The following is a 19,071-nucleotide window of genomic DNA, read 5'->3' as shown; positions in this document are numbered from 1 at the left end:
GCTGTCTTCGGACGCTTCGCGATGGGGCGCAGCGATCGCTTTCGGGGCGGTGAGCGTGGGAACAGGCATCATCGCGTTCTTCTGAATCGCGATGATGCTCGCTGCTCAAGGAGCGACGACGCCGTTCCTGGTCGTCCTTGCCCCGCTCGGCCTGGGAGTGCTCGTGTTCGGCCTCTCCCTACTCGTCCAGACGAGGATCGCCCAGTAGACGATCGCGAGCTCGACTAGTTCGAGGCTGCAGATTGCATCGCAAGTGTTTTCCGGAAGGCATCCGCGGTCCCTTCCACCAGGTCGGCGGGGTCGCTGGCCAGGATCCGACCGCTGTAGTAGCAGGCGACCGCGAGTTGCCCTGCAATGGTGGCAACGTCAACGGGGGCGTTCTGCATGATGAGCGCCTTCGTGAACTCGTTCGCGATGTACTGGTGCTTGACCGCTTCGCGCGCCCGCAGCTCCTCGTGCGCGTCGAGAAGCATTGTGTGCCGCCGGTACGTGGCAAGGTCCGAGATCGCTTGTGCGCAGAGTTGGAGGACAAGCGGTTCGAGCGCGCTCAGGGCGTCTCCGAGGGTTTGCACGGGTGGCGCGGGGTCCCAAAGAGCGGATGCAACGGTAGTGATCGCGTCGAACATGGCCTGCTCTTTGGCGAAGACGACTTCCGTCTTGTCGCCGAAGTGTCGGAAGAACGTCGTCCGGCCGACCTCGGCCCGTTCGGCGATGTCCGTGACCGAGACCGCGTCGAAGCCTCGCTCGGCGAACAACTCATCTGCGGCGTCGATGATCCGACTCCGCGCGGCACGCTGCTTCCGTTCGACCAGGGTCAGCGGGGTCGTGTCCGCTTCGGCGGTTGGCTCGGTCATGGCTTCAGTGTACCAACATGTGCCGGACCGGGTCCCAACTTGGACGGGGTGTGTTACGGTACTGAGTACCAACCAAGGAGGAGCAATGCTCTCTGCACACGATCGCTTCCAAATCTCCGAGACTCTCTCGCGCCAGGCGTTCGTGGTCGACGAGAACGCCCTGGATCAACTCGGTGAGGTGTTCACCCCCGACGCCACGTACGACATGACCAGTTCCGGGATGGGCGCTTTCGAGGGTCTGGAGGCCCTGCGAACCGCGGCGGGGCAGCTGTTCGCCTCCGGGCACGCACCGCTGTCGCACTTCGTGACGAACATCGTCATCGCGGAGACGGGGGAGTCGACGGCGTCGGTGCGGTCCAAGGGACTGATGATCATGGCGCACGGCGGCGTGCACGGCGTCGTCTACGACGACACGGTCGTCCTGCACGAAGGCCGCTGGCTGATAGCGAGCCGCGTCATCCTGCCCCTCCGTACGACATCCAGCGACGAGCACTGATGCGCATGGCGACGCTGGGCAAGGCACTGGTCACCGCGACCGCGGTGGCGCAGATGGTCGGCCCGTACGTGTTCGACTTCAACGAGACGCACATCTACAACGACTCCTGGCCTCCGCACGCGAAGTTCCACAACGCGCAGACCATGAGTTCCGGCGTCGCGTTGTCGATAGCGACCCTGGCGAACTTGTGGCGGCCGGGCTCCGGCCGTGTGGGCGTGGACGCTGCCGCGTTCGCGGCAAGCACCTACTGGCTCAGTCAGCTCTCGGCGTTCTTCTACCCGGGAACGGCAAGCGTGGACCCGCCCGGTGAGGACGATTGGCCGCAGCTCAAGTTCACCATCCCCATGCTGACCGTGATCGGCGTCGGCTGGTTCCTCGCACGCCGCGGGCTCGCTGGGACCCGGCAGCGATGAGGCGCCTGCAGTACCACCGCTACGGCGGTCCCGACGTCCTGGTGTTGGAAGACGCGGCCATCCCGCAACCAGGTCGACGCCAGATCCTTGTTCGCGTGCGTGCAGCATCGGCGAACGCCATGGACTGGAAGATCCGCAACGGTGAGATGCGGGTCATGACCGGCAGGAGGTTCCCACGCGGTGTCGGCCACGATTTCGCCGGTGTCGTCGAACATGTCGGAGAGGGCGTCACCCGCTTTCGGGCAGGCGACGCGGTCCTCGGCGCGGCGCGCCTGCAGCATGCAGGAGCGTTCGCGGAGTTCGTGATCGCCAACGAACGATCCGTCGCTTCCAAGCCCGACGACCTCTCCTTCGAACATGCCGCGACCCTGCCGGTGGCCGGCCTCACCGCCTACCAGGCGGTCACGGCGGCCGGCAAGCTCCGACCTGGACAGCGCATCTTCATCAACGGCTGCCTCGGCGGAGTCGGACGAATCGCCGTCCAGGTCGCACTCACGGCAGGCGCGACCGTGGCCGGTAGCTGCAGGTCGGGAACGGAAGCCGAAGCTCGTCACCTCGGCGTCGACCCCGTCGTCACGTTCGACACAGATCCTGTTCCGCGCACCGGCCGGTTCGACGTGGTCTTCGACACGGCAGGGACCCTGCCCTACGGCGTCGCACGCCAGATGCTCACCCTCCACGGATGCATCATCGACATCGTCCCCGCGGCATCGAAGTTCGCCCGCAGCGTCCTACCCGGCCCCTTCAAGGCGTTCATGGCCCGCCCCGACAGCGACGACCTCCAGCGCGTCGCCGACGCCGCCGGACGAGGCGAGATCGTCACCCGCATCGCTCGTGCCGTCGCCCTCGACGACGCCATCCCCGCCCTCGCGGAGCTGGAAACCGCCCCCACCTCCGGCGGCGGAAAACTTGTCATCACCACCGACTGACCTGCGGGGTTCACCCGCGCCGCGTCGACGCTCCTCGATCGAGTACCCCGTTCGACACCATCACCCCACCTGGAGCTACAACGCATGGCCATCACTTTTTGGATCGTTGCCGGTCTCGCCGCAGTCGCCTTCTTCGGCGCAGGCCTGATGAAACTGATCCGCCCCATACAGGCCCTCAAGGAAGCCGGCATGGGCTGGATCGAGGACTACTCCAACACCACCGTCAAGCTCATCGCCCTCGCAGAAGTCGTCGGAGCAATCGGCCTCGTCCTCCCCATCGCGACCCGGATCGCCCCTGCCCTCAGCCCCGTCGCCGGCGTCGCCCTGACCGTGATCATGGCCGGAGCGATCGCCGTTCACGTCCGCCGCAAGGAATCTCCCATTGCGGCAATCGTCCTGACCGCGCTGCCCCTCGCCGCCGCGATCCTCGGCTTCATTCTCGTGTTCTCCTGAGCCTGCAGCCGGTGTGAAAGTGGCTGTCGCAGACAGACAGCACTGCCGCGTCGGCGCAGCTCCACGATCTGGAGATCGTACGCATGTAGCCATGTACGGCCGCCCGTCAGCCGGTCGTCCACCGATACACGGCGGCGGCGACAACCACGACAACTTGCCCGCATCCTGCTTGACCTGGGGATTCCCGCATGACTGTCCCGCCAAAAGGCCCGGTGAATCTGGGGGGGCGCTGAACGCAACACCGTCCACGTACCCGAGCAAGGGTGCGGCACTTTCCGTCGGGCGACGCCAGCGCGGGGTCCAGATCGTTGCACGCGTCCCGCTCGAACACGTCCCTGCCGAACGCCGTCTCCACCCCGACAACAAGCAAGCGCGCACGGCACGCTGCTCCTGACTCGCCGGGAGACGTTCGCTGACTGAGGCAGCACCGAGGAACGCCGCTCCGGCGACAAGTTGTGCGCGAAGGAGACAAGTTGTTCGCGCGGCGACACTCCGCTGTCGACGGACTCACTACTCGTCGCCAACTCCGCTCACGAGTCTCGGCGACGGCCCACGTGTCCCTGGATCTGACCGAACATCTTGTCGCCGTTTCACGGCGCTACGGCGGTCTCGATAGCCGATCGATGGGGAGGGACGGCAGCGTTCGCGCTGCCCGGGCGGAGTATCCCCGGGCGACGAGTAGCTGGTCAGCGGGGCGGTGCGGGCAGTACCGTCTCGACGAGATCCGCGACCAAGTTCTCAGCGAGCGGGCGACGCGTGACGAGGCACCACAGGACCATCGCGAGGAATACCTGCGTCACCGTGTCGACCTTGAGGTCGGAAGGAAGCGCGCCAGCCTCGATGGCCTGTTGCAGCCGTTCCGCAAGTCGCGTGCGGGCGACGGTCGTGATCCGGTCGTCGTAGTTCGCGGAGAGGTCAGCATCTTCTGCGACGGCTGCGACGATGGCTTGGAGTACCGCGGCCGCGTCGGGGTCGTCGTGCACACCGCCGACGGCCAGCATCCAGTCGGTGACGTCGGCACGGACGTCGTCGGTGACGGCGATGGGACCGACCGGGAGGATGCCACCTGCGGTGACCATCTCCGAAACCAGCGCCGCTTTCGTTGGCCACCATCGGTACAGGGTCTGCTTGCCGACACCAGCTACCGCGGCGATCCGCTCGAAGGACAGCGTGTCCCATCCACGGCTGGCCAGCTCGGACCGTGTCGCATCGAGGATCGCAAGGCGCGTCTCTTCATTGCGAAGTCGTCCTGTGCTCTTGGCCATACAGCCATCCTCGTGGTATTTCGACACTGACCGATGCGGCCAGCCGTAGCGTGGCGCTACTGAACCGAAACGCCGCCGTCGCTGGAGAGCACGGCGCCGTTGATGTTCACGCCGTCATCGCTGAGCAGGAACGTGATCGACGCAGCAAGTTCGGCGGGAGCGGCGACGCTGGGCAGCAGTGCGAAGAACGGTGCCAACCGCGCCTGGCCCGTCTCCGAGAGCTTCGAGGACGAGCCGATGTTCGTCGCGACCGCACCCGGGGCAACCGCGTTGACGCGCAGACCACGCTGCGCGTACATGAACGCCGAGGACCGGGTCAGGCCGAGGACGGCGTGCTTGGACGCGGTGTACGCCGCACCGGACGCGCTGCCGAGGAGAGCCGCTCCGCTGACGACGTTGACGACGGAACCGTGACCGGCTTCGAGCATGACCGGCAGCACGGCACGGGTGAGCTTGAAGGTGCCGTTCACGTTCACGCCCATCACGCGCTCCCACACGGCGTCGCTGGTCTCATCGAGCGGGGAGAAGTCGTCGGCGATGCCGGCGACGTTGGCGAGAGCGTCGATCCGCCCACCGGCGGCTGTGACAACCGCGTCCACGTCAGCCTGCGAGGTGATGTCGCCACCCACCGGCACGATGTCGGCCTCTGGGAGTTCCTCGAGCAGGCCGGAGAGACGGTCAACAGTGATGTCGACCGCCACGACCCGGCCGCCTTCTCGTGCGACGCGCGACGCGGTGGCGCGTCCGATTCCGGATGCGGCTCCGGTGACGATGACGGTCTGACCGGAGAAGCGACCCGGGGTGATCTGCTCATCCCAGGTCGAAGCCTGCGTGGACTGCGGAACCACGTTCGTGTGGGTGTCGGGGGCGGTGGAATCGGACATGGGGTCTCCTGTCGACGGTGACGAGGGCGAGCTAGGTGACGGACGCCTGGCTTGTCGAGACAAGACGTCTCGACATCGAGAAATCGTACGCCCATCGCAGTGAAGGCGCGTCATGCGGACGCCTTGCGGGAGCGGACCGACCCTCGCGTCGCGTCGTGGACCGGACGTCCTACCCCCAAACCGTTCGGCGACAAGTAGAACGCGGAGGAGACAGGTTGCGTGCGCGGCGACAAGAGGGGCTGCCCTGCTGGCATCGACGAACGCGAGGACATCCCGTGGAACGCCACCACGATGGTGTTCATCCGCAAGAGTCGTCATAGCGCAGCGCCGGTCAATCTCAGCGGGGCACCCGCTCGTGCCTCGACGAGCCGACGTCGGACGCTTCTTGAACGAGCAAGAGGCGACGGTCCGTGCAGATCCCAGCGATCGCGCCCCTGCAAGTTCCGGGTGCAAGCGGCTCTCGATCCACTGACACGATGCGTGGATCACTGGCAACAAGCCTTGCGGCTCGACAGAACCGGGCGGACCACCGTGGTGCCCCTGGAGGGACTCGAACCCCCAACCCTTTCCTTAGGACGGAACTGCTCTTCCATTGAGCTACAGAGGCCGGCCCCACCACTCTAGCGGGAGCCGCAGAACGCTCCTCCGTGGTGCCGTCTGCAACAGACCCTGGACGCACGACACGCTCCCAGCTAGCGTCAGCCGTGGCCCCCGGTCGGGGGCAGTCCCGGACCGAAGGACCAGCATGACCCTCCCCTCCACCGCGCGCCGTTCCGCCGCGGTCGCCGCCGTCACCGCGGCCGCACTCGCCGGCGCACTGCTCAGCGGCACGGCGGCGAACGCCACCACGACCACCCCGACGACGACCGGCACCTCGAGCACGGCGAGCACGGCGGCCAGCAGCAGCGCCACCAGCCGCGCCGACCGTCACCTCACGCCCCGGACGCACTTCACGATGGCGCCGGACGGCTCCTCCGGGAAGACCGAGGGCGGCGAGGGCATCCCGAACATCGACTCCGTCAAGAAGACGATCGCGACGTACTACGGCGACCCGGGCACCGGCATCGCCGACAAGGTCGACAGCCCGTACATCCGCGAGATGCGCTCGATCATCGAGAAGCAGACCCGGAGCCTGCAGCGCACCTACGACAAGGCGGTCCGGCACGGCGAGAAGCCGGCGATCGTCTTCGACGCCGACGACACCACGCTCGAGACCTACGACATGGAGGTCGCGGACATGCACTTCGTCTTCGACCCGTCCGAGCAGGACGTCTGGGTCCAGGGGCAGCGCTTCCCCGCGACGCCGTCGATGGTGGGCTTCGTGGCCGCCGCACAGAAGGTCGGCTTCACCGTCTTCGGACTGACCGGTCGGAACGACGACCAGAAGGCCGCGACGCTCGCCAACCTGGCGAAGGTCGGGTACTCGGGCTTCACCGACGACCGGTTCTTCACGAAGTGGACCGGCAAGGGTGCCTCGCAGCAGCCGAGCTACGTCACCTGCGCCACGGCGAAGTGCACGACGGTCGAGTACAAGGCCCTCACCCGCAAGCACATCGAGCAGGACCTCGGCTACGACATCACCCTCAACGTCGGCGACCAGTGGTCCGACCTGCAGGGTGGCTTCGCCGACGAGACCCTGAAGCTGCCGAACCCGACGTACTACCTCCCCTCGGCGGACCTCCCCGGCGTCCGTGAGCCGAAGCTCGCCCCCCAGACGCGCTTCCGCATGGCGGCCGACGGTTCGTCCGGCCTGACGCAGGGCGGCGAGGGCATCCCGAACATCGACTCGGTCAAGGCGACCATCGCCACGTACTACGGCGACCCCGGGACCGGCGTCGCGGACAAGACCGACAGCCCGTACATCCGAGAGATGCGGGCGCTCGTCGCTCGGCAGGTCCCCGTCATCGCGGCACAGTGCGCCGCCGCCGACCGACGGCACCGCAACCCCGCGATCGTGCTCGACGCCGACGACACCACCCTGTGGACGTACGACATGGAGGTCGCGGACATGCACTTCGTCTTCGACCCGACCGAACAGGACGTCTGGGTGCAGGACGAGCGCTTCCCGGCCACGCCGTCGATGACGAACCTGGTGTCCGTCGCCGAGCACTCCGGTTGCACCGTCATCGGCCTCACCGGCCGCAACGAGGCGCAGCAGGCCGCCACGATCGACAACCTGCACCGGGTCGGCTTCCCGCAGTTCGCCGCCGAGCAGGACGGCAACCGCACCTACTACACGAAGTGGACCGGCACCGGGACGTCCCAGCAGCCGTCGTACGTGCACTGCGCGACCGCCAAGTGCACGACCATCGAGTACAAGTCGCAGACCCGCGCACACATCGAGTCGCGGAGCGGTGGCGGCTACGATGTCGTCGCGAACGTCGGCGACCAGTACAGCGACCTCGTCGGCGGCTCCGCCGACCGGTCCGTGAAGCTGCCGAACCCGACGTACTACCTGCCCTGACCGACACCGTCACCCCTGACGGACGGGAGGCCCGTGGCAACCCCGCCACGGGCCTCCCGTCCGTCTCGGCCGGCGTCGTGCGCCGCGACCCTGCCGGTCAGGCCGGGGTGGCGCCCCGGAAGGCCTCGAGGAACCGGAGCAGCTCCGACACGAACAGACCCGGCTGCTCGACCGGGGCGAAGTGCCCGCCGCGTGGGGCTTCCGAGTACCAGACGAGGTTCGTCGTTCGCTCCAGCCACTCCCGCGGGGGTCGCACCAGGTCGACCGGGAACAGTGTGAAGCCCGACGGCACCTCCACCCGCCGGGCCTGCTCGCTCGGCGGCACCGCGGCGTTCGCGTGGTACATCCGCATCGAGGACCCGATCGTGCCGGTGACCCAGTACTCGGTGAGGAGCCCGAGCACGTCGTCACGGGAGTACACCGACCACAGGTCGCCGTCGCAGTCGCTCCACGAGCGCAGCTTCTCGACGATCCACGCGGCGAGTCCGGCCGGCGAGTCGGTCAGTCCCACAGCGGCGGTCTGCGGCTTCGTCCGGTGCATCGCCCCGTAGGCGCCCTCGGCGTCCCGCCACTCGCCGGCAGTGCTCAGGAACGTCCGCTCGGCGGCGGAGAGCTCCGCCGGGTCGCCCGCGAACACCGGCATGCCGGCGTCGACCCGGTGCACCGCGATGACACGGTCGGCGTGGTCGATCGCGAGCCACCGAGCGACACCGCTGCCGATGTCACCGCCGGCGACGGCGAAGCGGTCGTACCCGAGCTGCGTCATGAGCTCGGCCCACAGCTCGGCGACGTCCCGCGAGCTCAGGGGCTGCGGGGGCATCGCCGAGAACCCGTACCCGGGCATGTCCGGCACGACGACGTGGAGCCCCGCGTCGGCCAGGGCAGTCAGCACGCGCCGGTACCGCCACCCGGAGTCCGGCCAGCCGTGTGCCAGCAGGATCGGCAGGGCGTCGTCACGGTCCGCCCGCTGGTGCAGCAGGTGCACGTCGATGCCCCCGACGGTCGCCCGCCGGCTCGGCAGCGCCTCGATCGCCGCACGGTGCGCGGCGAAGTCGAAGTCCTCGGCCCACGAGGTGACGAGGGCTCGCAGCTCGTCGACGTCGACGCCGAGGGACCAGCCGGTGCCGACGGGCGCGTCCGGCCACCGGGTCGCCCGGAGGCGGGCTCGGAGGTCGTCGATGGTGGCGTCGTCGAACCGCGCGCTCTCGCTCATGCCGGCACGCTACCGCCGACGGCTGACGCGTCGGACGGCAGGCCCGTGGTGCGGTGACCACGGGCCTCCCGTCCGACGGTCGGCGACGCCGCCGCCTACGCGGCCACCAGGTACTCGTCCCAGTCCGGCTGCGGACGCTCGATGCCGCGCACCACCCACGCCGACCCGTGCGGCGCCTTCGGCGGGAAGCGCAGCGTCCACCCCATCTCCCGCGGGGTGCGGTCCCCCTTGACGTTGTTGCACGCCAGGCAGCAGGCGACCAGGTTCTCCCACGAGTCCCGGCCACCGCGCGACTTGGGCTGCACGTGGTCGATCGTGGTGGCGTTCCGGCCGCAGTAGGCGCACCGGTTGGCGTCGCGACGGAGGACCCCGCGTCGGGACACCGGGATGAGCCGGGACTGCGGGATCCGCACGTACCGGGTGAGGATGATCACGGACGGACGGTCGAAGCTGACGGCTGAGCCCGTGACGGGGTGCAGGGTGTCGGCGGCCACGACGGAGGCCTTCTGGTTCATGACGAGGACCAGGGCTCGACGGAACGAGATCACCGCGAGGGGCTCGTAACCGGCGTTGAGGACGAGAGTGCGCATGGGTTCCCTTCCGACGTGCCTGGACGGCTTCCAGGCGGTACGGGTACCGGCACACGCGGCGTCGAACAGGTGATCACAGCCGCCGACCCCCGTGGTTGGGCGTCGGCCGGACCGCTCCGCCCGGAGGCGGTGAGGTCCGCAAACACGAAGAGCACCACCCGTCAGGGCAGTGCTCTGGTCAGTCGCGCGCGTGCCGGGGCATGCAGGCTGTGGTCGTCCGTATGTCGACATGCGCGCGCCGACCCATGGTGCGGGTCGTGCGTGACGTCGACATGTGGTCTCCCGTTCGGGTCGAGTCGAACCGATGCGTGCAGGCTAACCCAGAAACCGGCCCCGCACGAGAGGTGCGGGGCCGGTTCTGATGGTGTTCACACGGTCGACGCCGGAGCGTCAGGCCGGGGCACCGGAGCGGTGTCGGATCGTCAGATGCCGAAGCGGACGATGTGGTAGTCGCTCGTCCAGATCGGGCGGATCGAGACGGCTCCACCGGGCTTGGGGGCGTCCATGATCATGCCGTTGCCCATGTAGAAACCGTCGTGCGCTTCGTTGTTGAAGATGACGACGTCACCGGGCTGTGCCTCCGACTCGGGGATCGTCGTGCCGGCCTGGTCCTGCAGCGGGACCGAGTGCGCCAGGTTGATGCCGTACTGGGCGTACACGTACATGACGTACCCGGAGCAGTCGAAGCCGGCCGGGGTGGCACCGCCGAAGACGTAGGGCGTACCGATGTACTGCTTGGCCGTGGCGACGACCGCCGGCAGCGAGAACGGGGTACCGGCGGCGACCGGGGTGGCAGCCGTCGCCGCAGCCGAGGTCGCCGTGGGTGCGGCGTTCGCGGTGCCGGTCTTCGCGGTGGCGAGGTAGTCCTCCGCGGTCTTGCCGTCGTAGGCGTACTGGGCGGCGGCCGCGGCGCGAGCGGCCTCGACCTCCTTCGCGTGCTCGGCGGCCTTCTCTGCGGTGAGCGTCGCGGTCGAGGTGGCACCGAAACCGTCGCGCGAGGTGTCGGCCGCGCCGGCGGCTGCCGACACGTCGAACTCCTGCGACTGGGCGGCGACGAGCGACTGCCGAGCGGTCTCGGCGGTCGTGCTCGGCTGTGTGCTCGCGAACGCGGCGGGGACGGCCATTGTGCCGAACATGCCGGCGGCGACGGCCAGGACCACGGGGGCCATGAACCGGCGCTTGCGCGAGGCGGCGGTCGGCTTCGGAGCCGTCGTCGTGGCGGTGCGGGCGACGCCGAGGGCGCTGCCGGCACGGACGGGGGTGGCCTGCGTGCGGGCCGGGGTGGACGCCGTGCGGGTGAGGGGGCGGCGGGTCGCGCGCTCCGCTGCTTCGCGTGCTGCCCTGCGGGTCAGGGGAGCCGGGGTGGCGTCACCGGTGTTCGTCGGGTTCGCGGTCGTCGAGTCGTCCGCGGCGGTTCCGGTGTGGGTCAAGGGGGAGTCTCCGGCGCCTCGTCATCACCCGCCAGGCGCGAGCCCGGCGTGTGCAACCCCATCCGTTCGTCATCGTTTCCGACTCAGGCAGGAGACGGGTTTCGAGACGTCCTGCCACGGGCCCCCGTGATCGCTGCTCCCGGGGACTCGTCGAGTGTACGGGTGCGTCGTCACCATGTCGAGATGAAACCGTGATCCGGTAACGATCCGGTGAAGAACCCCTGATCAGAGCCGACCGTCCCGCCCTGCCGTGTTCGCCGGCGAGCCTGTGGGTCCGCAAAGGGTCTTGTACCCCCGGCACGTACCCCTTATGGTTCGCCCTGCCCGATCAGTCGACGCTGATGTAGACGTGCTGCGCGACCTCGGTCGGCAACTCGATGCCCGAGTCCTCGCCCTCGACGCGGACCGACACGTACGCCCCGGCACGCTGCACACTCGCCGTCCGCCCCGGCATCACACCGGCCGACCGCAGCTGGTGCAGCAGCTCCGGCTCGAACTGCACCGGCTCACCCAGGCGACGGATGACCCCGGTCGCCACGGCGTCGGTGTCGTCGGTCGCGGCGACGATGTTGCGCACGCCGTCGAGGAACCCGGCAGCGGTCGGACCGCCGATCTCGGCGAGGCCCGGGATCGGGTTGCCGTAGGGCGACTCCGTCGGGTTGCCGAGCATCTCCAGCAGGCGCACTTCCACCTGCTCGCTCATCACGTGCTCCCAACGGCAGGCCTCGTCGTGGACGAACGCCCAGTCGAGCCCGATGACGTCGGCCAGCAGACGCTCGGCGAGCCGGTGCTTGCGCATCACGTGGGTGGCACGGGAACGACCGGTGTCGGTGAGTTCGAGGTGCCGGTCCCCCGAGACGACGACGAGACCGTCGCGCTCCATCCGGGCGATCGTCTGCGACACCGTCGGACCGGAGTGGCCGAGGCGCTCCGAGATCCGGGCACGCAGCGGCACGATCCCCTCTTCTTCGAGGTCGAGGATGGTGCGGAGGTACATCTCCGTGGTGTCGACGAGATCGGTCACGGTCCGCCTCTCATGGTCCTGGCCCAGCCCGACCAACCCTACTTGCTGGGACCGGCCAGACGGCACCGACACCGTGCGCTGTGCGCGGACGCCGGACGCCAGGCCCGCCCCGACCCCGACACGCAGCCGCCGCTGGCGCCGTCCCGTCCGGTCGGTCCACTCCAGGCGGCACCCCCGCCGTCGCTAGGATCGGTCCATGGCAGACATCGTCATCCCAGCCGACCTCCTCCCCACCGACGGCCGCTTCGGATGTGGTCCGTCGAAGATCCGCGGAGCACAGCTCGAGACCCTCGTCACCCGCGGCGCCACGGTCCTCGGGACCTCGCACCGCCAGAAGCCCGTCAAGGACCTGGTCGGATCCGTCCGACAGGGTCTCGCCGACCTGTTCCAGGTGCCGGACGGCTACGAGGTCGTCCTCGGCAACGGCGGTTCGACCGCGTTCTGGGACGCCGCCGCGTTCGGCCTCATCGAGCGCCGGGCCGAGAACCTGTCCTTCGGCGAGTTCGGGTCGAAGTTCGCCAAGGCCGCTGCCGCCCCCTGGCTCGAGGCCCCGCACGTCGTCGAGGCGCCGGGCGGCTCCCGCGCCGAGCTCGAGATCGTCGAGGGCGTGGACGTCTACGCCTACCCGCACAACGAGACCTCGACGGGCGTCATGGCCCCGGTCGTCCGCGCCGCCGGGGACCCGGGCGCACTGACCGTCGTCGACGCCACGAGCGCTGCCGGTGGCGCCGCGTTCGACGTGGACCAGACCGACGTCTACTACTTCGCCCCACAGAAGAACTTCGCCTCGGACGGCGGACTCTGGCTCGCGCTGTTCTCCCCCGCAGCGATCGAGCGGGTCGAGCGGATCGCCGCCTCGGGCCGGTACATCCCGGAGTTCCTGTCCCTCCAGAACGCCGTGGACAACAGCCGGTTGGACCAGACGCTGAACACCCCGGCGATCACCACCCTGCTGCTCCTCGACGACCAGGTGCGGTGGATGAACCAGTCCGGCGGTCTCGCGTGGGCCGACCAGCGCACGAAGACCTCGTCCGCGACGCTCTACGACTGGGCCGAGGCGTCGGAGTACGCGACGCCGTTCGTCTCCGACCCGGCGCACCGGTCGCAGGTCGTCGTGACGATCGACCTCGACGACTCGATCGACGCCAAGGCCGTGGCCGCGACGCTCCGCCAGAACGGCATCGTCGACACCGAGCCGTACCGGAAGCTCGGCCGCAACCAGCTCCGCGTCGCGACCTTCACCGCGATCGACCCGGACGACGTGCGGCAGCTGACGCGGGCGATCGACCACGTGGTGGCGGCCCTGGCGGCCTAGTCCACGCCCTCCCGCAACACGCAACGTGGGCGGCATCTCGCAGCGGTACTCCGTTGCGCGATGCCGCCCACGTTGCGTTGTGCGGAGGGGTCAGGACCGGTGGAAGCCGGGGTCGACCTCGCCGACGTCGAGCTGCTCGAGGTCCAGGTCGTCGTCGGGGTCGACCGGGCGGACGCGTCGGGTCCGACGGCGGCCACGAGCGGGCGGCGGCGGGACGTCGTCTTCGTCGTCGTCCTCGTCCTCGTCCTCGTCCTCGTCCTCGTCCTCGTCCTCGTCGTCATTGTCCTCGTCGTCGTCGGACTCGTCCTCGTCCGACTCGTCGTCGAAGTCGTCGTCCTCGTCCGACTCGTCTTCGTCCTCGTCCTCGTCCGACTCCTCGTCGTCCTGCGCCGCGCGGTAGTCCGCCAGCCGCTCGGACCACGGCACCCACTCCGGCGCGAGGAGCGATCCGTCGCCGGGCATCAGCTCGACCTCGAGGACGGTGGGCTCGTCACCGTCGACCTGGGCGATGCTGACCGTCCAGCGCCACCCCGGGTAGCCGGGCATGCGGTTCGCGAAGAGGACGGAGACGACGCCGTCCCCCTCGTCCACGGTGCCGACGGCGCTGCCGACGGTCGCTTCGGGGGTGATCTCGAGCAGTGCGCCGCGGGCGAGCTCGGTGAGGTCGGTGGTCATGTTCACGCGTCCAACTGGTCGGCGACGTGTCGCAGGATGGTGGCGATGCGCTCACCGTTCTTCGGGTAGCGGCCGCGCTTCAGGTCGCCGCTGATCCGGTCGAGTTCCTTCACGAGGTCCTCGACGATCACGGCCATGTCGTCCGCGGATCGCCGGGTCATCTTGGCGAGGGACTGCGGGGCTTCGAGGATCCGGACGGTCAGCGCCTGGGTCCCCTTCTTGCCCTGCACGACCCCGTACTCGAGCTTGGTGCCGGCCTTCACCGTGGTCACACCGTCGGGCAGGGAGGAGGCGTGCAGGAAGACCTGGTCGCCGTCGTCTCCGGAGATGAAGCCGAAGCCCTTCTGGTCGTCGTAGAACTTGACCTTGCCGGTGGGCATGCTGGGACTCCTCGTTACATGGACGGCCGCGGTGCGTCGGATATCCTGGGCCGATGGCCAAGCCGACCCGATCCACCGGGGACCCCCGCACTGCTGCGGAACCCCCGGCGACGTTCAATCGTACCGAACGCACGCTCGCGTTCATGGTCGGTGGGATCGTCTGCCTCATCCTGGCGTGCTTCATCGTCATGATCATCGGGTGGTTGACGATGCAGCAGATCCCCGGCAACGGCATCTGGCCGGTCGCGCTCGGGGTCGTCTACTTCGGTCCGCCGATCGCGTTCGTGCTCATGCTCACGCTCCTGGTCATCACCTGGGCGCGCAAGGCCCGGCAGCACCGCGCAGAGGCGCGCTGACGTCCGCCCCGGACGCCGGCGAAGGACGATGACGACCACGACGGACCTCGCCGCACGACTGCGCGAGCTCCCGGACGACGCGCTCGAACGACTCGTTCTGGCACGCGCCCTCCCGACCGCCGCACTCGGCGAGTCCGGTCCGCAGCACATCGCGGACTTCTTCGACCTGGCCGAAGCACTCCGGACCGACGACGCGGTGGACGCCGCGATCGAGCGGCTCCCTCGCCGGGCCCTCGTCGCCCTCCGCGACGGCGGCTCGCCGGACGACCTCGCACCGGCGGTCGCACTCGGCCTGGCCGACGGAACGGGCGCGGTCGACGATGCGGTCGCCGCACGACTCGCCGCGCGCCCGGAACTCGTCACGGACGCTCCGGGAGGCCCGACCCCCGCCCGCCCCGACACCTCGGACCGCCAGTCGGTCGCCGACGACGACCGGTCCCGCGCTGCCGGTGCCGAGCACGCCTTCGAGACCCTCACGGTGCTGGCCGAGCTCCTCCGCGCCGCCGATGCCGGGTCCGTGCGGGAACTCGCGAAGGGCGGCATCGGTGCCCCCCTCGCCCGACAGCTCGGTGAGCGGACCGGGGCGGACGCCGCGGTGGTGTCGGACCGACTCGCACTGCTCGACCGTGTCGGAGCCGCGCATCCCGAGGACGGGTCGTGGAAGGTCTCGGACGCCGGACACGCCTGGCTCCGGTCCTCGTGGCCGGACCGCTGGGCGACGGTCGTGCACGACTGGCATGCTGCGCTCGACCCCGCCGTCGCCGAGGTCCTGGACCTCGCCGACGACGACCTCGGTGACCTGGTGTCGCTCGGGCGGTGGGCCTACCCAGCCGGTTCACGCTGGCTCGACGCCGCACTGCTCGACGCGGCCGGCACGGCACGGATCCTCGGGCTCGCGGTCGACGGTCGCCTGACCTCCACCGGCCGGGTACTGCTCGGGGACGACCCGGAGGCAGCACGCACCGCCGCCGCGGCCGACCTGCCCGGCACCGTCGACGGGGTGTACCTGCAGCCGGACCTCACGGTCATCGCACCGGGGCCCCTCACACCGGCCGACGACGACGACCTCCGGGCCGTCGCCGATCTCGAGGCCCCGGGCCTGGCGGCGCGGTACCGCGTCTCCGAGGACTCGATCCGCCGGGCACTCCGCGACGGACGCACCCGCGACGACGTGGTGGCGCTGTTCACCCGCATCGGTGCGACCGAGGTCCCCCAGCCCCTCACCTACCTGATCGACCAGGTGGCGACCCGTGACGGCAGCGTCGTGGTGGACCGCGGCGAAGGCGACCTCGGGTCCGTGCTGCACGGCACACCGGAGCAGCTCGACCTCATCGGGGTCGACGCCGAGCTCCGCCAGCTGGCGTGGGAGCGGCCCGACCTGACCACCCTCGTCACGAAGTACCCGCCGCACGTCGTGGCCAGCGCGCTCGAGGACCAGCGGTACCCGGCCGTGCTCGCAGCGGGGGCGCGCCCGGAGACGCGATCCGCGCCTCCCGTCCGGCGACGCGCACCGAGCCGGTCTCCGGAGCAGGCGGCACGTGCGCTCGTGGAGCGCCTGCGACTGACGACGGAACGCGGCGACGCGGAGCCGGAGCAGGAGTGGATGGCTCGGCAGATCGACATGGCGGTGCGTGGTCGGACGCCGATCCGCATCACCGTGCGGATGCCGGACGGATCGGAGCGGCCGTTCTCGATCGTGCCGACCTCGGTCGCGGCCGGTCGGGTCCGCGGGAAGGACACCGCGGTCGATGTCGAACGGACCCTGCCGCTGTCGCTCGTCGTCAGCATCGAGAGCGACGCCTGACGGTCGTGCTGTGGACAACCGGGTCACGCACCAGCTGCGCCGCCTAGGCTGATCCGTCATGAACGGACCGCTGATCGTGCAGAGTGACCGCACCGTGCTGCTCGAGGTCGCGCACCCTCAGGCAGAGGACGCCCGACACGCGCTGGCGGTGTTCGCCGAGCTCGAACGGGCGCCGGAACACGTGCACACCTACCGCATCACGCGGCTCGGGTTGTGGAACGCGCGCGCTGCCGGGCACGACGCGGCGTCGATGATCGACACGCTCGAACGGTTCGCGAAGTTCCCGGTGCCGCAGAGCGTGACGGTCGACATCGAGGACACCGTCTCGCGCTACGGGCGGCTCGTCATCCGGCGGGAAGAGCGCGAAGACGCTCCCGTGATCGCGAACTCCCCGACCGAGGAACTCGAGCAGCAGCCTGCGCTCGTGCTCACCGCATCCGACCCGGCGGTCCTCGCCGAGGTCGTGCGGTCCAAGCGGATCCAGCCCCTCCTCGGCGAACGACGCTCCGAGAACGCCGTCGAGTTGCAGGCGTGGGCCCGCGGCCAGGTGAAGCAGGAGCTCGTGAAGATCGGGTGGCCGGCCGAGGACCTCGCCGGGTACACGCCCGGGCAGCCGCACCAGATCGACCTCGACACCACCGAGTGGGACCTCCGGCCGTACCAGCACGAAGCGGTGGACAGCTTCTTCCAGCAGGGCTCCGGCGTCGTCGTGCTGCCCTGTGGCGCCGGCAAGACGCTCGTCGGCGCCGGGGCGATGGCGACCGTCAAGGCGACCACGCTCATCCTCGTCACGAACACCGTGTCGGCACGGCAGTGGCGGACCGAGCTCCTCCGCCGCACGACCCTCACCGAGGACGAGATCGGCGAGTACTCCGGCAGCGTCAAGGAGATCCGGCCCGTCACGATCGCGACCTACCAGATCCTCACGGCCCGCCGGAAGGGCGTCTACACCCACCTCTCGCTCCTCGATGCGCTCGACTGGGGGCTCGTGGTCTACGACGAGGTCCACCTGCTGCCCGCGCCGGTCTTCAAGCTGACCGCGGACCTCCAGGCCCGACGTCGTCTCGGACTGACGGCGACGCTCGTACGCGAGGACGGGCGCGAAGGCGACGTGTTCTCGCTGATCGGGCCGAAGCGCTACGACGCTCCGTGGAAGGAGATCGAGGCGCAGGGCTACATCTCCCCCGCGGAGTGCTACGAGGTCCGGATCGACCTGTCGCACGAGGACCGTCTGGAGTACGCGGCATCGAGCGATGACGAGCGGTACCGGCTGGCGGCCACCTCGCCGGCGAAGACCCCCGTCGTCCGCGACCTCATCGAGAAGCACCGCGGTGAGCAGATCCTGGTGATCGGGCAGTACATCGACCAGCTCGATGAGCTCGCGGCGTCGCTCGACGCTGCCGAGATCACCGGCGCGACGCCGGTCGACGAGCGTGAACGGCTCTACCAGGCGTTCCGCGAAGGCAGCATCGACGTGCTCGTCGTCTCGAAGGTCGCGAACTTCTCGGTCGACCTGCCCGACGCGACGGTGGCGATCCAGGTGTCGGGCTCGTTCGGGTCCCGCCAGGAAGAGGCCCAGCGACTCGGGCGACTGCTCCGGCCGAACAAGGACGGCGTCCCGGCGTCGTTCTACACGCTCGTCACCCGCGACACGGTGGACCAGGACTTCGCGCAGAACCGACAGCGGTTCCTCGCCGAGCAGGGGTACTCGTACACGATCCTCGACGCCGACCAGGTGGCGGCACCCGTCGCCTGACGACGCCTAGCCGACACACGAACGGCTCCCAGGAATCGGCCAGGGAACAGCCAGATGATGGTCACATGACCGACGGACCCAAGATCCTCATCGTCGACGACGAGCCGAACATCCGCGATCTCCTCACGACCTCGCTTCGCTTCGCCGGTTTCGCGGTGCGGGCGGTCGGGAACGGGGCACAGGCGATCTCCGCCGTGCTCGAAGAGGAGCCGGACCTCATCATCCTCGACGTCATGCTCCCCGACATGAACGGCTTCGGCGTGACCAAGCGCCTCCGTTCCTCGGGCTACACCTCGCCGATCCTCTTCCTCACCGCGAAGGACGACACCGAGGACAAGATCACCGGCCTCACGGTCGGCGGCGACGATTACGTGACGAAGCCGTTCTCCCTCGACGAGATCGTCGCCCGCATCAAGGCGATCCTGCGTCGCACGATGAACGACGAGGAAGACGCGATCATCCGCGCCGGCGAGCTCACGATGGACCAGGACACGCACGAGGTCACCATCGGCGAGGCGCAGATCGAACTCTCCCCCACCGAGTTCAAGCTGTTGCGCTACCTCATGCTGAACCCAAACCGCGTGCTGTCGAAGGCGCAGATCCTCGACCACGTGTGGGAGTACGACTTCAACGGCGACGCCGGCATCGTGGAGTCCTACATCTCCTACCTCCGTCGGAAGCTCGACCAGTACTCGGCCGAGCCGATCATCCAGACCAAGCGTGGCTTCGGCTACATGCTCAAGGCGTCCAAGGCCTCCTGAGTCACAGCT

19 protein-coding genes and 1 tRNA gene are annotated in these 19,071 nt (G+C 69.3%); 10 read left to right on the top strand and 10 right to left on the bottom strand.

Annotated elements, in window-relative coordinates; all coding sequences use genetic code 11:
- Positions 1 to 224 precede the first annotated feature (224 nt).
- Positions 225 to 854 (bottom strand): TetR/AcrR family transcriptional regulator, encoded by a 630-nt coding sequence (locus tag DEJ31_RS07000; RefSeq protein ID WP_111045118.1) that lies wholly within the window; start codon positions 852 to 854, stop codon positions 225 to 227.
- Between the two features lie 85 nt (positions 855 to 939).
- Here DEJ31_RS07000 and DEJ31_RS06995 point away from each other — a divergent pair, with 85 nt between their 5' ends.
- The 4 genes from DEJ31_RS06995 to DEJ31_RS06980 all read left to right on the top strand — a co-directional run bounded on the left by DEJ31_RS06995 (position 940) and on the right by DEJ31_RS06980 (position 3,145).
- Positions 940 to 1,350 carry a nuclear transport factor 2 family protein gene (locus DEJ31_RS06995; RefSeq protein ID WP_111045117.1) on the top strand — a complete coding sequence of 137 codons (411 nt, stop codon included), beginning with the start codon at positions 940 to 942 and terminating at the stop codon, positions 1,348 to 1,350.
- Positions 1,350 to 1,763, top strand: a complete 414-nt coding sequence (locus tag DEJ31_RS06990) for a DUF6640 family protein (protein ID WP_111121511.1) — start codon at positions 1,350 to 1,352, stop codon at positions 1,761 to 1,763. The genes DEJ31_RS06995 and DEJ31_RS06990 overlap by 1 nt, the downstream gene beginning before the upstream one ends.
- On the top strand, positions 1,760 to 2,692 hold the full coding sequence (locus DEJ31_RS06985) for an NAD(P)-dependent alcohol dehydrogenase (protein ID WP_110905090.1): 933 nt from the start codon (positions 1,760 to 1,762) through the stop codon (positions 2,690 to 2,692). The genes DEJ31_RS06990 and DEJ31_RS06985 overlap by 4 nt, the downstream gene beginning before the upstream one ends.
- A gap of 84 nt (positions 2,693 to 2,776) precedes the next feature.
- A complete protein-coding gene (locus tag DEJ31_RS06980) occupies positions 2,777 to 3,145 on the top strand; it encodes a DoxX family protein (RefSeq protein ID WP_111121510.1) in 369 nt (122 codons plus the stop codon).
- A gap of 686 nt (positions 3,146 to 3,831) precedes the next feature.
- Here the strand turns inward: DEJ31_RS06980 and DEJ31_RS06975 are convergent.
- The 3 genes from DEJ31_RS06975 to DEJ31_RS06965 all read right to left on the bottom strand — a co-directional run bounded on the left by DEJ31_RS06975 (position 3,832) and on the right by DEJ31_RS06965 (position 5,901).
- Complete coding sequence (locus DEJ31_RS06975) at positions 3,832 to 4,410, bottom strand: TetR/AcrR family transcriptional regulator (protein WP_110905092.1); 579 nt, start codon at positions 4,408 to 4,410, stop codon at positions 3,832 to 3,834.
- A gap of 56 nt (positions 4,411 to 4,466) precedes the next feature.
- Positions 4,467 to 5,294: an SDR family NAD(P)-dependent oxidoreductase gene (locus tag DEJ31_RS06970; protein WP_258366203.1), complete on the bottom strand. Its 828-nt coding sequence runs from the start codon at positions 5,292 to 5,294 to the stop codon at positions 4,467 to 4,469.
- Between the two features lie 532 nt (positions 5,295 to 5,826).
- Positions 5,827 to 5,901 (bottom strand) — tRNA-Arg (locus tag DEJ31_RS06965).
- A 138-nt stretch (positions 5,902 to 6,039) separates the two neighbouring features.
- Here DEJ31_RS06965 and DEJ31_RS06960 point away from each other — a divergent pair.
- Positions 6,040 to 7,758 carry an HAD family acid phosphatase gene (locus tag DEJ31_RS06960; protein WP_111121508.1) on the top strand — a complete coding sequence of 573 codons (1,719 nt, stop codon included), beginning with the start codon at positions 6,040 to 6,042 and terminating at the stop codon, positions 7,756 to 7,758.
- A 97-nt stretch (positions 7,759 to 7,855) separates the two neighbouring features.
- On the opposite strand, the gene DEJ31_RS06955 is transcribed toward DEJ31_RS06960, so the two are convergent.
- The 4 genes from DEJ31_RS06955 to DEJ31_RS06940 form a co-directional block, all read right to left on the bottom strand.
- Positions 7,856 to 8,971, bottom strand: coding sequence for an epoxide hydrolase family protein (locus tag DEJ31_RS06955; RefSeq protein WP_111121507.1), 1,116 nt, complete (start codon positions 8,969 to 8,971; stop codon positions 7,856 to 7,858).
- A gap of 95 nt (positions 8,972 to 9,066) precedes the next feature.
- Positions 9,067 to 9,561: an HNH endonuclease gene (locus tag DEJ31_RS06950; protein ID WP_110905096.1), complete on the bottom strand. Its 495-nt coding sequence runs from the start codon at positions 9,559 to 9,561 to the stop codon at positions 9,067 to 9,069.
- Between the two features lie 422 nt (positions 9,562 to 9,983).
- Positions 9,984 to 10,991: a C40 family peptidase gene (locus DEJ31_RS17715; protein ID WP_111121506.1), complete on the bottom strand. Its 1,008-nt coding sequence runs from the start codon at positions 10,989 to 10,991 to the stop codon at positions 9,984 to 9,986.
- 328 nt (positions 10,992 to 11,319) lie between these two features.
- Positions 11,320 to 12,015 (bottom strand): metal-dependent transcriptional regulator, encoded by a 696-nt coding sequence (locus tag DEJ31_RS06940; RefSeq protein ID WP_110905098.1) that lies wholly within the window; start codon positions 12,013 to 12,015, stop codon positions 11,320 to 11,322.
- Between the two features lie 196 nt (positions 12,016 to 12,211).
- Here DEJ31_RS06940 and serC point away from each other — a divergent pair, with 196 nt between their 5' ends.
- Positions 12,212 to 13,330: a phosphoserine transaminase gene (gene serC / locus DEJ31_RS06935; RefSeq protein WP_111121505.1), complete on the top strand. Its 1,119-nt coding sequence runs from the start codon at positions 12,212 to 12,214 to the stop codon at positions 13,328 to 13,330.
- A 90-nt stretch (positions 13,331 to 13,420) separates the two neighbouring features.
- On the opposite strand, the gene DEJ31_RS06930 is transcribed toward serC, so the two are convergent.
- Both DEJ31_RS06930 and DEJ31_RS06925 read right to left on the bottom strand, forming a co-directional pair.
- The gene (locus tag DEJ31_RS06930; protein WP_111121504.1) at positions 13,421 to 14,005 is read right to left on the bottom strand and encodes a DUF3027 domain-containing protein; all 585 of its coding nucleotides are present in this window, start codon (positions 14,003 to 14,005) and stop codon (positions 13,421 to 13,423) included.
- Positions 14,006 to 14,007: 2 nt separating this feature from the next.
- Positions 14,008 to 14,385 (bottom strand): cold-shock protein, encoded by a 378-nt coding sequence (locus DEJ31_RS06925; protein WP_110905101.1) that lies wholly within the window; start codon positions 14,383 to 14,385, stop codon positions 14,008 to 14,010.
- 53 nt (positions 14,386 to 14,438) lie between these two features.
- On the opposite strand from DEJ31_RS06925, the gene DEJ31_RS06920 reads away from it, so the two are divergent.
- From DEJ31_RS06920 to DEJ31_RS06905, 4 genes are all read left to right on the top strand, one after another.
- Positions 14,439 to 14,741, top strand: a complete 303-nt coding sequence (locus tag DEJ31_RS06920; protein ID WP_111121503.1) for a multidrug ABC transporter ATPase — start codon at positions 14,439 to 14,441, stop codon at positions 14,739 to 14,741.
- Between the two features lie 28 nt (positions 14,742 to 14,769).
- On the top strand, positions 14,770 to 16,545 hold the full coding sequence (locus tag DEJ31_RS06915; RefSeq protein ID WP_111045108.1) for a helicase-associated domain-containing protein: 1,776 nt from the start codon (positions 14,770 to 14,772) through the stop codon (positions 16,543 to 16,545).
- A 58-nt stretch (positions 16,546 to 16,603) separates the two neighbouring features.
- A complete protein-coding gene (locus DEJ31_RS06910) occupies positions 16,604 to 18,301 on the top strand; it encodes a DNA repair helicase XPB (RefSeq protein WP_110905104.1) in 1,698 nt (565 codons plus the stop codon).
- Positions 18,302 to 18,366: 65 nt separating this feature from the next.
- Entirely contained in the window at positions 18,367 to 19,062 is a 696-nt protein-coding gene (locus DEJ31_RS06905; RefSeq protein WP_110905105.1) for a response regulator transcription factor, read from the top strand.
- The last annotated feature ends 9 nt before the right edge of the window (positions 19,063 to 19,071 follow it).

It is taken from the genome of Curtobacterium sp. MCPF17_031 (assembly GCF_003234035.1).
GTDB lineage: Bacteria > Actinomycetota > Actinomycetes > Actinomycetales > Microbacteriaceae > Curtobacterium.
This window is presented reverse-complemented; position numbering and strand designations above follow the sequence as displayed.